Raw genomic sequence first — 15,330 nt, 5'->3', positions numbered from 1 at the left:
GCGTAGCAGTCGCGCACCGTGTCGACCAGGATCCGCACCCCGACCAGGTCGTAGATGTCGTTGAAGTCGCGCCCCCGCACGATCATCTTCTGGTAGATCGAGTAGAGGTGCTTCGGCCGCCCGGTCGTCTCCGCCTTGATCTTGGCGGCCTTCAGGTCGGTGCCCACCTTCTGCGTCACCTGGCGCAGCAGCGACTCCCGCTGCGGCTGGTGCTCCCCGATCAGGCGCAGGATCTCCTCGTAGCGCTTCGGGAACAGCGTGCCGAAGGCGAGGTCCTCCAGCTCCCACTTGATCGTGTTCATGCCGAGGCGGTGCGCCAGCGGGGCGAGGATCTCCAGCGTCTCCTTGGCCTTCTGCTCCTGCTTCGGACGGGGCAGGAAGGTCAGCGTCCGCATGTTGTGCAACCGGTCGGCCAGCTTGATCACCAGGACCCGCGGGTCCTTGGCCATGGCCACCACCATCTTGCGGATGGTCTCCGCCTTGGCCGCGTCGCCCAGCTTGACCTTGTCGAGCTTCGTGACGCCGTCGACCAGGAGCGCGACCTCGCCACCGAAGTCGGCCCGCATCTGGTCGAGCGTGTATTCGGTGTCCTCGATCGTGTCGTGCAGCAGCGCCGCCACCAGCGTGGTGGTGTCCATCCCCAGGTTGCCCAGGATGGTCGCCACGGCGAGCGGGTGGGTGATGTACGGGTCGCCGGACTTGCGGTACTGACCCGAGTGCCAGCGGGCTGCGGTGTCGAAGGCCCGCTGCAACAGCCGGGCGTCCGCCTTGGGGTGCGCGTCCCGGTGGGCGGCGATCAGCGGCTCCAGCACCTCGCTGACCGGTGAGGTCTGCCAGGGCGCGTTGAACCGGGCCAGCCGGGCCCGCACCCGCCGGCCGGTCGGCGCGTTGGAGAGGGCGAACGCGCCCCCGGACGTGGGATCGCCGGAACCGTCGTCGTCCGGGAACGGGACGACCGCCGCGCCGCCGTCGGCCGTCGCGTCCGGCGTGCCACCGGTGGCGTCGATCGCCCGGGGCGGCGGGTTGCCGTTGCGTTCGGTCACCGAGCCGTCCGCGTCGCCTGTCGGGTGCACCGTGCCCTCCACCGGAGGGACGACATCGTGGGACACCGGCCTCCTCACCGTTCGCCGGGATGCGCCGACCGTCCGGCCGACGTCTGGTCCAACCGACCCGAGGGTCGGCGTTGTTCCGCGCCGGTCACCGGGGCTGCGCCCCGGCGGCTCGCCGCCCGGACGGTCGCCCGCCCGGTCAGGCAAAGGGCAATGCTACCCGTACGCAGGGTACGGCACCGCTCCCCCGGGCGGTCCGTGCCGGACAGCCGACGGGGCGAGGCGGCTCAAACGGTCAACAGGGCATGGACCGGGCGCGGAGCGAGCCGTTCCCGGCCCTGGAGGAAGCCCAGCTCCAGCACGACGGAGAAACCGGCGACCGTACCGCCGGCCCGTTCCACCAGCGCGAGCGTGGCCTCGGCGGTGCCGCCGGTGGCCAGCACGTCGTCCAGCACCAGCACCCGGTGCCCGGCCGTGAAGGCGTCTTGGTGCACCTCCAGCGTCGCCTCGCCGTACTCCAGCGCGTAGGAGGCGGAGTGGGTGGCCCGGGGCAGCTTGCCCGCCTTGCGCACCGGCACGACACCGACCCCGGTGGCGTACGCGACGGCCGCGGCGAGCACGAACCCGCGCGCCTCGATGCCGGCGACCGCGTCGAACGAGTCCCGCCCGTGGTGGTCGATGATCCCGTCGATCACCGCACGGAACGCCGCGCCGTCGGCGAAGAGCGGCATCAGGTCCTTGAACATCACCCCGGGCTTGGGGAAGTCCGGCACGTCCAGCAGCCGGCTCGCGACGAGCCGGGCGACCTCCGGGCCGCTGTCTCCCCGTACGCCGGTGGTGTGGGTCTCCGTCACGGTGCGTCCCATGTCCTCTCGAAACGACGACGGCGTCCGTCATGCCGAAGCAACAGCATGACGGACGCCGTCCGGTCGATTTCGTCCGGGCCTGCGTCAGCGGCGCTTTCCGCTGCCCGGCCGGTTGCCCCCGCCACCGGCGGGGCGGCTGCCCCGGGCGCCGCTGGGGCGCTTGGCGGCCGGGCGAGCGCCGACCTTGGGCGCCGCACCGGCCAACGCAGCCGCGTCCGGGTCGATCGGCTGGTCGTCGTCGGCCGCGGGCCGCGGGGCGCCCTTCGGGGTGACCTCGCCCCGGGCGATGGCGGCCCGGCGGGAGAGCACCCGCTTGTTGTGGGCGCTGATCCGCGGGTCCTGGTTCTTCAGCAGCACCAGCAGCGGGGTGGCCAGCACGATCGAGGTGAGGAAGGCCACCGCCATGCCGACGAAGAGCACCAGTCCCAGGTCCTTCAGGGTGCCCGCGCCGAGCAGGCCGGCACCGATGAAGAGCAGACCGCCGACCGGCAGCAGCGCCACGACCGAGGTGTTCAGCGACCGCATGAGGCTCTGGTTGAGCGCCAGGTTGGACGCCTCGCCGTAGGTGACGTTGTTGTTGGCGGTGATGCCCCGGGTGTTCTCCTGCACCTTGTCGAAGACCACCACCACGTCGTAGAGCGCGAAGCCCAGGATGGTGAGGAAGCCGATGATCGTCGACGGGGTGACCTCGAAGCCGACCAGCGAGTAGATGCCGGCGGTGAGGATCAGGTTGGTCAGCAGCGAGACGATCGCGGCGACCGCCATCCGCCACTCGAAGCGCAGCACCAGGTAGACCGAGACCACCGCGATGAAGATCAGCAGACCGAGGAATGCCCGCGAGGTGACCTGGCTACCCCATGCCTCGGAGACCTGACTGCCGCTGATCTCATCGGTCTGGATGCCGAACCGCTCCGCCATCGCGGCCTTGGCCGCCTCGGCCTGCTCCGGGGTGAGCTGCCCGGTACGCATCTCGTAAGTCTCGCCGCTGGTGCTGCCGACCTTCTGGGCGGTGACCACCTCGACACCGGGCGCCTCGGCGGCGAGCACGTCGTCGACGGTCTGCTCGGCCCGCTCCAGCGTGCCGACGCTTGCCGGAACCTGGAACGAGTTGCCGCCGGCGAACTCGATGCCGAGCTTGAAGCCGTTGAGCGCGAAGCTCAGCACCGCGATCAGCACCAGCGCGCCGGCCACGCCGAACCACAGCTTCCGCTTGCCGACGATGTTGAGATCGGCCTCGCCACGGTAGAGCCGGGCGGCCAGACCACTCTTCGCCATCTCAGGCCTCCTTGACGCGCGGGTTGCGGGCGGTGCCCGACTCGGCCGACCGGGCCGGCAGTGCCCGGCCCAGACCGCTGACCCGTGGAGACAGGAACGCCCGGGTGCGGGCGAACATCGTCATGATCGGGTGGCGGAAGAGGAACACGACGACCAGGTCCAGCACGGTCGCCAGGCCGAGCGCGAAGGCGAAGCCCTTCACCGCGCCGACCGACACGATGTAGAGCACCACGGCCGACATCAGCGTGATGGCGTTCGCCGAGATGATCGTCCGGCGGGCCCGGATCCACGCCCGCGGCACCGCGCTGCGTGGACTGCGGCCCTCGCGGATCTCGTCCTTGAGCCGTTCGAAGTAGATGACGAAGGAGTCCGCCGCCACACCGAGGGAGACGATCATGCCGGCGATACCGGCGAGCGTGAGCGTGAACCCGATCGACCGGCCGAGCACCACCAGCGCGCCGAAGACCAGCAGCGCGGAGAGCACCAGGCTGAGGAAGATGACCGAGCCGAGCAGCCGGTAGTAGAAGAACGAGTAGATGATGACCAGCAGCATGCCGATGCCGGCGGCCAGCAGACCCGCCTGCAGGTGGCTGGAGCCCAGCGTCGCGGTGACGTTCTGCTGCTCCTGCGGGACGAACGTCACCGGCAGCGCGCCGTAGCGGAGCTGGCTGGCCAGCGCGTTCGCGGTCTTGCTGTCGAAGCTGCCGGTGATCTGCGAGTCCCCGGTGAGGACACCCTGGATCTCCGGCGAGGAGACGATCTCGTTGTCCAGCACCACCGCGACCCGGCACTTGCCGTCCTGGCCGAGCGCGGTCTGGTCACAGGCCTGACCCTCGTTGTTGAACGACTCGCGGGTCAGCGCCGTCCACCTCTCCTGGCCCTTGCCGGTGAAGTTGAGGCTGACCACCCAGGAGCTGGTCTGGTCGAGCACGGCGGAGGCGTCCTTGACGTCGGTGCCCTCCACCTTGGCCACATCGAGCAGGTACTTCGCGCCGGACTCGCAGGCCACCGCCCGCTGCTTCGGGTCCTTGATCGAGGCGGCCGGCCGCTTGTCGAGCTGGGCGCAGGTGACGGTGGGGACGTTGAACTGCATCTCCGTCGGCAGCACCGCGACCTCCTGCGGGGAGAGCGTGCCGAACGGCTTGAGCTTGCCGGCCAGCGACGGGTCGGCGGTGACGTCGGCCGGGGCCTGCAGGCCCGAGGCGGCGGCCCACGCGGCGGCGCCCACCTTCTGCTGCACGGCCTGGCGCTGCTGCTCGATGCTCTGCGGCACCGGCTCGGCGCTGGCGCTGGCGCTCGGCGCGGCGGCGCTCGGCGTGGCCGACGGGGTCGCGCTGGCACCCGGCGCCGGGGCCATGCCGCCCTGTCCGCCCGCGCTCGGCGAGGCGCTGGCCTTGGCGCTCCCGCTCACCTTCGGCGACGCGCTGCCCGAAGGCTTCGGCGACGCGCTGCCGGACGGCGCCGTGGTGGCGCTGGGGCTCGGCGCCGGCGCGGCTGCGGCCCCGCTGCCGTCGGTGGCCTTGAGCACCTTTCGGAAGCGCAGCTCGGCAGCACTGCCGACATCCCGCAGGTCACGGTTCTCGCCGGGCAGGGAGATGACGATGTTGCGGTTGCCCTCGGTGACCACCTCCGCCTCGGCCACGCCGTAGCCGTTGACCCGGCTCTCGATGATCTGGCGGGCCTCCTCGAGGTTGCCGGAGGTCGGCGGCTTGCCGTCCACGCTGTTGGTGGCTTCGAGCGTCAGCCGGGTGCCGCCGATGAGGTCCAGGCCGAGCCGGGGCTCCAGCCGGTCCTTCCAGCCACCGCTGGCGCCGCCCGAGAAGAACACCAAAAGATAGAGGACGACGAAGATGAACCCGAGGACGGCGAGCTGCCGTCCGGGGCGCATCTGTCCCTGAGGTGGTGCCACGGCTGTCCTGTCTCCCTGTACGGTCACTCCGCTCGCGCGGCAGCGACGACTGTCGGGTCGGGGGTGTCCGCCCGACTGCTCCGGCGGGTCGGCACCAGCTGACGGCATGTCGACCCGGACGCGACGCGGGGGCGCCGCGCGGGCCGACCCGCGCGTCGGCGTCGCACGCCGACCCAACTATCCACTTGTACGGATGTTTCCGCTGCCCCGTCCGGGACGGCTCTCAGTCCTTGATCGGCTCGGCTTCCTCGGTGATCGTCTCCGCCGCCGGCGCCTCGGCCCGCTTGACCACCCGGGCCACGGCCGGGCGCGCGTACCGGGTCTGCACGCCGGGTGCGACCTCCAGCAGGACGGTGTCGTCCTCGATCACGGTGACCGTGCCGTGCAGGCCGCCGATGGTGACCACCTCGTCGCCCGGACCGAGGCCGGACTGCATCTGCTCGGCCTCACGGCGGCGCTTCTGCTGCGGACGGATCATCATGAAGTACATGACGACGAAGAGCAGAGCGATCATGAGGAGCGGTGTCAGACCGCTGGCTCCTCCGCCACTCGCTGCTGCGTAAAGCACGGTGTCGACCTTCCGGTTGGCCTCCGCGCCGACCCTGGCGGGCACCGCAGCGGAGGCGGATTCTCACGTCCTGTAAACCGCGGCGAAGTCTAGTCCCTGCTCCTGAGAAGACCGAATGCGACACAGATCACGAACGGGTCACGGCTGGTCGGTCGATCCCGAGAACAGATCGGGTACCGGTGGGGCTCCCTGCCCAAATGTACCATTCGGGGGCGTACGGCCCAGATGATGCCAGGCGGCCTCCGTCGCCACCCGGCCCCGGGGCGTCCGCGCCAGCAGGCCGGCCCGGACCAGGAACGGCTCGCACACCTCCTCGACCGTGTCCGGCTGCTCCCCCACCGCCACCGCCAGGGTGGAGAGCCCGACCGGTCCGCCCCGGAACGAGTCGACCAACGCGGTCAGCACCGCCCGGTCGAGCCGGTCGAGACCGAGCGCGTCCACGTCGTAGACGGTGAGCGCGGCACGGGCGGTGTCCACCGTGACCACCCCTTCGGCCCGCACCTCGGCGTAGTCGCGGACCCGGCGCAGCAGCCGGTTGGCGATCCGGGGCGTGCCCCGGGACCGGCCGGCGATCTCCGCCGCGCCGTCGGGGGTGATCGGCACGCCGAGGATCCGGGCGGAACGGTGCAGCAGCGTCTCCAGGTCGGCCGGGGAGTAGAAGTCGAGGTGGGCGACGAAGCCGAAGCGGTCGCGCATCGGCCCGGTCAGCAGGCCGGACCGGGTGGTCGCGCCGACCAGCGTGAACGGCTCCACGTCCAGCGGGATGGCGGTCGCGCCCGGGCCCTTGCCCACCACCACGTCGACTCGGAAGTCCTCCATCGCGCTGTAGAGGAGCTCCTCGGCCGGCTTGGCGATCCGGTGGATCTCGTCGATGAAGAGCACGTCGCCCTCGGCGAGGCTGGTCAGGATCGCGGCCAGGTCGCCGGAGCGCTCGATGGCCGGGCCGCTGGTCACCCGGATGCCGGTGCCCAGCTCGGCGGCGACGATGTTGGCCAGCGTGGTCTTACCCAGGCCGGGCGGACCCGAGAGGAGGATGTGGTCCGGCGGGGAGCCGCGCCGCATCGCGCCCTGCAACAGCAGGTCGAGCTGGTCGCGGACCCGGTGCTGGGCGATGAACTCCCCGAGCCGCTTCGGCCGGACGCTGGCCTCCGCGTCCAGCTCGGCGTCGTTGACGTACGCCGAGACCAGGTTCTCGCTCGTCATCGGGCCCGGCCCAGGAGGCGGATGGCCTGCTTGAGCAGGACCGGCACCGGCGGGGTCTCGCCGTCGACGGTCTCGGCGACGGCGGCCACCGCCTGCTCCGCCTGGGCGGTCGACCAGCCGAGCCCGACCAGGGCCTGACGCACCTGCTCCGGCCAGGCGCCACCGGTCACCCCGGCCGCACCGTCCGGGCCGATCGCGACCGGGCCCACCCGGTCGCGCAGTTCGAGCACCAGCCGCTCGGCGCCCTTCTTGCCGATGCCGGGCACCCGGGTCAACGCGGCGGTGTCGGCGTTGGCGATGGCCTTGCGGACCGCGTCCGGGGTGTGCACGGCGAGCACCGCCTGGGCCAGCCGGGGCCCGACCCCGCTCGCGGTCTGGAGCAGCTCGAACAGCGCCTTGGCGTCGTCGTCGGCGAAGCCGTAGAGGGTGAGCGAGTCCTCCCGGACCACCAGGCTGGTGGCCAGCCGGGCCGGCTGGCCGACCCGCAGCTCGGCGATGGTGCCGGGAGCGCACTGCACGGCGAGGCCGATGCCGCCCACCTCCACCACGGCGTGGTCCGGGCCGGTCGCGGTCACCGTGCCGCGCACGCTGGCGATCATCGTGTGCCTCCTCGTCGGGCCTGCTGCGCGGCGGCGGCCAGCTTCGAGCGGGTGCCGCCGCGCCAGNCAGATGGCCAGCGCCAACGCGTCGGCGGCATCGGCCGGGCGGGGCGGCTCGGCCAGCCGCAGCAGCCGGGTGACCATGGCGGTCATCTGCTTCTTGTCGGCCTGGCCGGAACCGGTCACCGCCGCCTTGACCTCGCTGGGGGTGTAGGTCGTCACGGGCAGGCCGACCCGGGCGCCGGCGAGCACCGCGATGCCGCTGGCCTGCGCGGTGCCCATCACGGTACGCACGTTGTGCTGGCTGAACACGCGCTCCACCGCGACCGCGTCCGGCCGGTGCTCGGCGACCAGGTCGGTGAGCGAGCGGTCCAGGTGCAGCAGCCGCATCGGCAGGTCGTCACCGGGATCGGTGTAGACGACGTAGTAGGCGACCAGGGTGCAGGGGCGGCCCGGCACGCCCTCGACCACGCCGACCCCGCACCGGGTCAGCCCCGGGTCGACGCCCAGCACGCGCACGCCGCCTCCTCCCCGAGCCGCCAGCAGTACGTGTGTTCGACACACCCTACTGGTGGCGGCCGACGGGCGGACGGGCGGACACGCCGGGGACGATCGGCGCGGGACGCACCACACACCGAAGCGGTCGAGTATGTGTCGCCGCCCCATGTGCCCGAGGCCACACGCCTCGTAACTTCTTGCGCCATGACGGTAGAACCCGTGGCGGTCCCCCACGTCGTACACGTCGACCTCTCCGGTCGCAACGCCCTGGTGACCGGTGGTGGCAGTGGCATCGGCCGGGCCTGCGCCCTGCGCCTGGCGGCGGCCGGCGCGTCGGTGCTGGTGCTCGACCGCAACGTGGAGGCGGCCAAGGCGGTGGCCGCGGAGGCGGGCGGCCGGGCCGAGGGCGTGGACCTGGCCGACCCGGAGGCGGTGGACCGGCTCGACGTGGACGCCGACATCGTGGTCAACAACGCCGGGTTGCAGCACGTCGCGCCGGTGCAGGACTTCCCGGTCGAGCGGTTCGAGTACATCCAGCGGGTGATGGTGGAGGCGCCGTTCCTGCTCATCCGCCGCGCGCTGCCCCGGATGTACGCCAACGGCTGGGGCCGGATCGTCAACGTCTCCTCGGTGCACGGGCTGCGCGCCTCGCCGTACAAGGCCGCGTACGTCGCGGCCAAGCACGCGTTGGAGGGCCTGTCGAAGGTGGTCGCGCTGGAGGGCGCGGCGCACGGCGTGACCGCCAACTGCATCAACCCGGCGTACGTGCGCACCCCGCTGGTGGAGAGCCAGATCGCCGACCAGGCGGCCAGCCACGGCATCGGCGAGGACGAGGTGGTGGAGAAGATCATGCTGGCCCGGGCGGCGATCAAGCGGCTGATCGAGCCGGCGGAGGTGGCCGAGCTGGTGGCGTACCTGTGCGCGCCGCCGGCCGCCTTCCTCACCGGCGCCTCGATCGCCCTCGACGGGGGCTGGACGGCCAACTAGTGGCGCCGCGCACAATGTCGGTCATGTCGTCGCCGGTGGAGTTCCTGGAGCTGCTGGCGCGCGAGGCCGCCGCGGTCGAGTTCGAGGGCCCGCTGGTCGCCGCGCGCGCCGCCGGCCTGCCCGCCGAGCGGCTGGCCGAGCTGGAACAGGCGAAGGTGGTGGCGCTGCGGGTCCGCGCGCTGCTGGAGCGCCGGCGCCGCCGGGAGACCGAGCTGTCCGGCCTGTACGACACCGCCAGCGACCTGGCCGGCCTGCGGGACCTGGACGACGTGCTGCGGGCGATCGTGCACCGGGCACGGATCCTGCTCGGCACGGACGTGGCGTACATGACGCTCAACGACGACGAGCGCGGCGACACGTACATGCGGGTGACCGACGGCTCGATCTCGGCCCGGTTCCAGCGGCTGCGGCTGGAGCTGGGCGACGGCCTGGGCGGGCTCGTGGCGCAGACCGGAACGCCGTACGTCACGTCGAACTACCAGGAGGACGAGCGGTTCCGGCACACCGGGGAGATCGACGGCGGGGTGGGCGAGGAGGGCCTGGTGGCCATCCTCGGCGTGCCGCTGCGGCTCGGCTCCAGCGTGATCGGCGTGCTGTACGCGGCCAACCGCTCGGCCCGGCCGTTCGCCCGCGAGGAGGTGTCGCTGCTCGTCTCCCTGGCGGCGCACGCCGCGGTGGCGATCGACACGGCCCGGCTGCTGGCCGAGACCCGGTCGGCGCTGGCGGAGCTGTCCACGGCGAACACCACGATCCGGGCGCACAGCAGCTCGGTCGAACGCGCCGCCGCCGCGCACGACCGGATGACCGCGCTGGTGGTGCGTGGCGGCGGGATGGAGGAGGTGGCCGCGGCGGTCACCGAGGTGCTCGGCGGGGCGCTGCTGGCGCTGGACGCCGAGGGGCGGCGGCTGGCCCGGGTCGGTGAGATCGAGGAACCGGACCGGGCGGACATCGTGGAGGCGGTCGCCGCGTCGCGTACGGAGGGACGCAGCGTGCGGCGCGGTCCGCTCTGGTACGCCGCGGTGGTGGCCGGCGCGGAGAACCTGGGCGCGCTGGTGCTGCGCCCGGACGACGAGCTGGTCGACGCCGACCAGCGCATCCTGGAGCGGGCCGCGCTGGTGACCGCGTTGCTGCTGCTGTTCCGCCGCACGGTCGCCGAGGCGGAGGGGCGGGTCCGGGGCGAGCTGCTGGACGACCTGATCGCCCGACCGCTGCGGGACACCGACGCGCTGCGCAGCCGGGCCCGCCGGATCGGGGTGGACCTGGACGCCCCGCACGTGCTGGTGGCGGTCGGTGACGACGCGTTCGCCGAGACCGGTTCGGCCCGGCAGCGGGTGTTGTCGTGGGCCACGACGTACGCGTCGAACCGGGGTGGGCTGGCCGCGGCGCGCGACGGGCGGGTGGTGCTGATGCTGCCCGGTCGGGAGGCCGGCGGGGCGGCCCGCGCGGTGGCCCGGGACCTGTCCCGGGTGACCGGGCGGCCGGTGACCGCGGGGGCGAGCGGGCCGTCGACCGGCCCGGCGTCGCTGGCGGTCACGTTCGCCGAGGCGGAGCGCTGCCTGACCGCGCTGGGCGCGCTGGGCCGGGCCGGGCAGGGGGCGAGCACCGCCGAGCTGGGCTTCGTCGGGCTGCTGCTGGGCGCGGTCGGCGACGCCGGCGACCGGGACGTGGCCCAGTTCCTGACCACCACGGTGGGGCCGGTGGTCGACTACGACGCCCGGCGGGGCACCGCGCTGGTCAGGACGCTTGAGGCGTACTTCGGGGTGGGCGGCAGCCTGGCCCGGGCGGCCGAGCAACTGCATGTGCACGTCAACACCGTGACGCAGCGGCTGGAGCGGGTCGGGCAGTTGCTCGGCGCCGACTGGCAGAAGCCGGAGCGGGCGCTGGAGGTGCAGCTCGCGCTGCGCCTGCACCGGCTGCGCACGCCGGCCCGCTAGCCAAGAGCCGGGCCGGGCCGGGCCGGCGGGTGGGGCGGGTCAGCGGGCGCGCAGGCCGTTCAGGACCGTGTCCACGAGCCGCTCGGGCAGGAGCCGCTCGTCCCACTCGGGGTGCCAGGGCAGCATCCGCTGGGTCAGTATCGGCGCGGTGAGCAGCGCCATGGCGAGGTCGATGTCGATGTCGGCGCGCAACTCGCCGCGCTCAACCGCGCGGCGCAGCACCTCGCGCATGGCCTGCCGGCGTGGCTCGATGATCGCCTCGTACGCCTGCCGGTGAGCGGAACTGCGGGCCACCTCGGGCACCAGGCAGGGCATGATCTTGCGGACCCGCGGGTCGGCGTGCTGGCCGACGGCGCCGACCAGCGCCACCAGGTCGTCGCGGACGGAGTGCCCGCCGGCGGGGGGCGGGACGCCCTTGAGTCGACGCAGGGCGTCCACCAGCAGCGCTTCCTTGCCCGACCAGCGGCGGTAGATGGTGGCCTTGCCGACGCCGGCGCGGGCGGCGATGGCCTCGATGGAGAGCGCCTCGATGGTGCTGCCCTCGGCGAGCAGGTCGAGGGTGGCCTCCACGATCGCCTCGTCCGCGCGGATGCTCCGCGGTCGCCCGGGCGACCGCGGAGCATCCGCTGTGGCACTCATGTCAGACATTGTCCACGAACCTACGCGGTCCCGGCCAATTCCTGCTTGGTGGCCGGAGCGGCGTCGGGTGCCTCGACCGGCCGGCCCGGTATCCAGCGCAGCACGATCACGACGCCGAGCGCGGCCACCACCGCGGAGATGCCGGCCGCCCAGTGCATGGCCGAGACGAAGGAGTCGTTGGCGGCGTCGATCAGCCGGGACGCGGCCGGGCCGAGGCGCTCGGCGACCGCGTACGCGCCGGAGACCGACTCCTGGGCCGCGTCGCGGACCGGTGCGGGCAGGGTGGAGACCGCCGGGGCGACCTGGTCGCGGTAGACCGCGGAGAGCACCGAACCGAGCACCGCCACGCCCAGCGCGCCGGCCACCTGGCGGACCGTGTTGCTGACCGCGGAGCCCACCCCGGCCTTCTCCCGGGGCAGCGCCGACATGATCGACTCGGTGGCCGGCGGCATGATGTTGGCCATCCCGGCGCCCTGGACGAAGCCCACCGCCGAGAAGATCCAGATCGGCGTGTCCGCGTCGATGAAGATGAACGCGGCGAGCGCCACGGTGGTGAGCAGCAGCCCGACCGTCGCGACCGCCCGGCCGCCCCAGCGGCGCACCATCGCGGCGCTGCGCGGCGCGAAGATGAGCTGGGCCGCCGCGAACGGCAGGAAGAGCAGGCCGGCCTCCAGCGGGCTGTAGCCGCGGACCAGTTGGAGGTAGAACGCGCCGAAGAACAGCACCCCGACCGCGGCGAAGAAGACCAGCCCGACCAGGGCCACCGGGGCGGCGAACTGGGGCACCCGGAACAGCCGCACGTCCAGCGACGGGTGGTCGCTGCGCAGCTCGTGCACGACGAACCAGCCGAGGACCGCGAGCCCGCCGAGGACCGCGACCCAGACCTGCGGTCGGCCGAAGCCGTGCTCGCCGCCGTCGATGATGCCGTAGGTGAGCGCGACCAGACCGACCACGGAGAGCAGCACGCCGAGCAGGTCCACCCGGCCGGGAGCGGGGTCGCGGGACTCGGGCACCAACACCGCGACCAGCACCGCGCCGACCGCCACCACCGGCACGTTGATCAGGAAGACCGAGCCCCACCAGTAGTGCTCCAGCAGGGCGCCGCCGAGCACCGGGCCGATGGCCACGGCGAGACCGACCGCGCCGGCCCAGATGCCGATGGCACGGGCGCGCTCGCGGGGGTCGAAGACGTTGGAGATGATCGAGAGCGTGACCGGCATGATGGCCGCGCCGCCGACACCCATCAGCGCCCGGGCGCCGATGAGCTGCGCCGGGCTCTGCGCGTACGCGGAGAGCAGCGAGGAGAGCCCGAACAGCACCAGCCCGAAGATCAGGAAGCGTTGGCGGCCGAGCCGGTCGCCGAGCACGCCGAAGGTGAACAGCAGGCCGGCGAAGACGAGCGTGTAGGAGTTGATCGACCACTCCAGCTCGCTCTGGGTGGCGCCGAGGCCGTGCACCGGGTCGGCGATGGTGCGCAGGGCGACGTTGAGGATGGTGTTGTCGAGGACGACCACGAGGAGGCTGACCACCAGCACCCCCAGGATCGCCCACCTCCTCGGGTGTCCGGTGTTGTCGTGCAGTTCCACTCGGGTTCTCCCCCCGGGCTCACCCGCGTCCAATACGATACGGGACAGACTCGTAATGAAGCCGAGCGTAGGTGAGCGAGTTTCGATACGGAACGGGTTCGTATCGAATGTGCGCCAGGTCACTCCGATGTGGATCGACAGACGGCGGTGGCCTCGGTGAGGGTCCGAAGGCGGCGCGGGGCGGCCGCGACGGGTGGGAACGGCTCGATCCAGCCCGGTCCGGCGGCGAGCACCCGCACCCCCGGCGCGTCCCGTCCCAGACGCACCAGCCGGTACGCCCGACCGGTCAGCGGGGTCTGCGACCAGACCACCACCACCCGCGGCCGGACCCGGGCCACCGCGCTGGCCAACGCCGACCACGGCAGGGCCGGGCCGAGGTGCAGGCAACCCAACCCCTGCTCGCGCAACGCCGCGGCGAGCGCGTGCAGGCCGAGGCAGTGTAGTTCCTGCTCGGCCCCGGCGAGGACGATGCCGCCGGCCGCCGACGCCGGGCCGGGTTGGCGCAGCAACACGTCCAGCCCCGACCGGATCCCCTCGGAGAAGGCGTGCTCGACGGCGACCTCGGCGGCGCCCCGTCCGGGCAACGCGGCGAGCATCGGCGCGCAGACCCGCTCCCACAGCGGTGCCACACCCCACCGGCCGGCCGACTCGACGATCAGCGCGGCGACCCGGTTGCCGTCCAGGTCCTCCGCGGCGAGCGTGAGGTGCTTACGCGCGTCCTCGACCGCCTCGGGCGGCATCGGCTCGGTCACCACCAGACGCACCTTCCGGGTAGACGGTCACTACCCGAGGGTTCGTCGGAACCCGAGGATCTGGATGCGCTCCGGCGGAACACGCCGCCGGACGCGCGGGATCAGGCCGGGACGCGCTCCGGCGGGGCGGACGCCGGGACGGCGGCGCGACGCCGGGACCACAGCCACACCGCAGCGAGCGCGAGGAGCACCAGCATGGCGCCGACGTAGGCGTCGGCCGCGAACGTCTTCGCCGTCCCGGTCATGTGCCCCGACTTCCAGATCAGACCACGCGGGATGATCTCGCCGGTGCGGGTGGGACCCGGCCAGAGCAGGAACGGCAGCACCACGGCCACCGCGACGACGCCGGCGAGCACCCGCGCCGCCCCACCGGTACGGCGCGCCACGTCGCCGGCCACCAGCGCCGCCGGCCCGACCCAGAGCCAGTAGTGCGACCAGCTCACCGGCGAGACGGCCAACATGGTGAAGCCCACCACCACCATCGCCATCGTCTCCTCGCCCCGCCGCTGCAGCGCGACGGCGAGCGCGAGGGCGACCACCGCGACGACAACCACGGAGATCAGCCACCAACCGCTGTTCAGCTCGTCGGTGCCCAGCAGCCGGGCGACCGTGCCCTGCACCGACTGGTTGCCGACGTAGCGCGGGCCCGAGGTGGCCAGCGGGCGGGAGGAGTCGAACGCCCGACCGGCGAGCCAGTAGTCGTACGAGCCGCCCGGCGCGACGATCGCGCCCAGTGCCGTGAGCCCGGCGAAGGTCGCCGCCGCCACGATCGCGGCCCGAATCCGGCGGGTCAGCAGCAGGTAGACCACGAACAGGCCGGGCAGCAGCTTGATCGCGGTGGCCGCGCCGATCCCGATGCCCTTGAACCGGCTCCGGTCGGACCGGGACAGGTCCGCCACCACCAGCAGCAGGATGAAGATGTTGATCTGGCCGAGGTCGAGGTTGCGTTGCAGCGGCTCGGTCCAGAGCAGCGCGGCGAGCACCGCGGCGGACAGGCCCAGCCGCCCCCGGGCGCCCTGGTGTCCGAGCATCCCGGTGGTGAGCCAGAGCGCGGCGAGCATCGCCAGCACGCCCGCCACGCTCCAGGCGTACAGGGCGACGCGCTCGTCGAGCAGGGTCAGCGGCGCCATCAACGGCAGCGTGACCGGCGGATAGGTGTAGGGCAGGTCCAACGCGGTGTAGCCGATCCGGTAGACCGGCTCACCGTCCAGGAAGGCCCGGGCCCCGCCGAGGTACATCGCGAAGTCGGCGCCGCGCAGCGGGTAGTGACGCAGGAAGGCGGCGTACGCGCCGAGGGATGCGACCAGCGCCACCAGGCCGGGCACGAGCAGCCAGTTCGGAAGGGTGATCCGGGGCGCCGCCGGCCGTTCGGGAGGGGTTTCGGCGACGAGCCCGCGAATGCGCTCGATGATCATAGTGGGAGGAATCCTAGCCCTGAGTCGCGACACAGGGAGGCCCGTCGCCG

Annotated in this window: 13 protein-coding genes and 1 pseudogene; 2 read left to right on the top strand and 12 right to left on the bottom strand. The window is 72.9% G+C overall.

Annotation, left to right across the window (positions count from 1 at the left end):
* The 8 genes and pseudogenes from B1205_RS31345 to ruvC all read right to left on the bottom strand — a co-directional run.
* Positions 1 to 1,109: HD domain-containing protein (locus B1205_RS31345; RefSeq protein ID WP_441338473.1), on the bottom strand; the 1,109-nt coding region annotated here is incomplete at its 3' end.
* A gap of 227 nt (positions 1,110 to 1,336) precedes the next feature.
* Positions 1,337 to 1,903 (bottom strand): adenine phosphoribosyltransferase, encoded by a 567-nt coding sequence (locus B1205_RS12555; RefSeq protein WP_089155870.1) that lies wholly within the window; start codon positions 1,901 to 1,903, stop codon positions 1,337 to 1,339.
* Between the two features lie 96 nt (positions 1,904 to 1,999).
* Positions 2,000 to 3,190: a protein translocase subunit SecF gene (secF, locus tag B1205_RS12550; RefSeq protein WP_089155752.1), complete on the bottom strand. Its 1,191-nt coding sequence runs from the start codon at positions 3,188 to 3,190 to the stop codon at positions 2,000 to 2,002.
* Position 3,191: 1 nt separating this feature from the next.
* On the bottom strand, positions 3,192 to 5,099 hold the full coding sequence (secD, locus tag B1205_RS12545; protein ID WP_176308559.1) for a protein translocase subunit SecD: 1,908 nt from the start codon (positions 5,097 to 5,099) through the stop codon (positions 3,192 to 3,194).
* 223 nt (positions 5,100 to 5,322) lie between these two features.
* Positions 5,323 to 5,667 (bottom strand): preprotein translocase subunit YajC, encoded by a 345-nt coding sequence (gene yajC, locus B1205_RS12540; RefSeq protein ID WP_089155869.1) that lies wholly within the window; start codon positions 5,665 to 5,667, stop codon positions 5,323 to 5,325.
* A 138-nt stretch (positions 5,668 to 5,805) separates the two neighbouring features.
* On the bottom strand, positions 5,806 to 6,870 hold the full coding sequence (gene ruvB, locus B1205_RS12535) for a Holliday junction branch migration DNA helicase RuvB (RefSeq protein ID WP_089155750.1): 1,065 nt from the start codon (positions 6,868 to 6,870) through the stop codon (positions 5,806 to 5,808).
* A complete protein-coding gene (gene ruvA, locus B1205_RS12530; protein ID WP_089155749.1) occupies positions 6,867 to 7,469 on the bottom strand; it encodes a Holliday junction branch migration protein RuvA in 603 nt (200 codons plus the stop codon). Before ruvA ends, ruvB begins: the two co-directional genes overlap by 4 nt.
* Positions 7,466 to 7,988, bottom strand: a pseudogene (ruvC, locus tag B1205_RS12525) (crossover junction endodeoxyribonuclease RuvC). Before ruvC ends, ruvA begins: the two are co-directional and overlap by 4 nt.
* Positions 7,989 to 8,171: 183 nt before the next feature.
* Here ruvC and B1205_RS12520 point away from each other — a divergent pair.
* Together B1205_RS12520 and B1205_RS12515 are read left to right on the top strand one after the other, a co-directional pair.
* Positions 8,172 to 8,954 (top strand): 3-hydroxybutyrate dehydrogenase, encoded by a 783-nt coding sequence (locus tag B1205_RS12520; protein ID WP_089155748.1) that lies wholly within the window; start codon positions 8,172 to 8,174, stop codon positions 8,952 to 8,954.
* Positions 8,955 to 8,968: 14 nt separating this feature from the next.
* On the top strand, positions 8,969 to 10,888 hold the full coding sequence (locus B1205_RS12515) for a helix-turn-helix domain-containing protein (protein WP_089155747.1): 1,920 nt from the start codon (positions 8,969 to 8,971) through the stop codon (positions 10,886 to 10,888).
* Positions 10,889 to 10,927: 39 nt separating this feature from the next.
* On the opposite strand, the gene B1205_RS12510 is transcribed toward B1205_RS12515, so the two are convergent.
* From B1205_RS12510 to B1205_RS12495, 4 genes are all read right to left on the bottom strand, one after another.
* Entirely contained in the window at positions 10,928 to 11,536 is a 609-nt protein-coding gene (locus B1205_RS12510) for a TetR/AcrR family transcriptional regulator (RefSeq protein ID WP_089155746.1), read from the bottom strand.
* Between the two features lie 11 nt (positions 11,537 to 11,547).
* Positions 11,548 to 13,113, bottom strand: a complete 1,566-nt coding sequence (locus tag B1205_RS12505; protein WP_089155745.1) for an MFS transporter — start codon at positions 13,111 to 13,113, stop codon at positions 11,548 to 11,550.
* 119 nt (positions 13,114 to 13,232) lie between these two features.
* Positions 13,233 to 13,868 (bottom strand): transcriptional regulator, encoded by a 636-nt coding sequence (locus B1205_RS12500; RefSeq protein WP_254909883.1) that lies wholly within the window; start codon positions 13,866 to 13,868, stop codon positions 13,233 to 13,235.
* A gap of 98 nt (positions 13,869 to 13,966) precedes the next feature.
* Positions 13,967 to 15,280: a glycosyltransferase 87 family protein gene (locus B1205_RS12495; protein ID WP_089155744.1), complete on the bottom strand. Its 1,314-nt coding sequence runs from the start codon at positions 15,278 to 15,280 to the stop codon at positions 13,967 to 13,969.
* Positions 15,281 to 15,330 lie beyond the last annotated feature (50 nt).

Origin of the sequence: Micromonospora sp. NBS 11-29, assembly GCF_002140155.1 — a bacterium.
Classification (GTDB): Bacteria; Actinomycetota; Actinomycetes; order Mycobacteriales; family Micromonosporaceae; genus Micromonospora.
The sequence above is the reverse complement of the archived record's forward strand: the minus strand, read 5'-3'. Positions and strand labels throughout refer to the sequence as shown.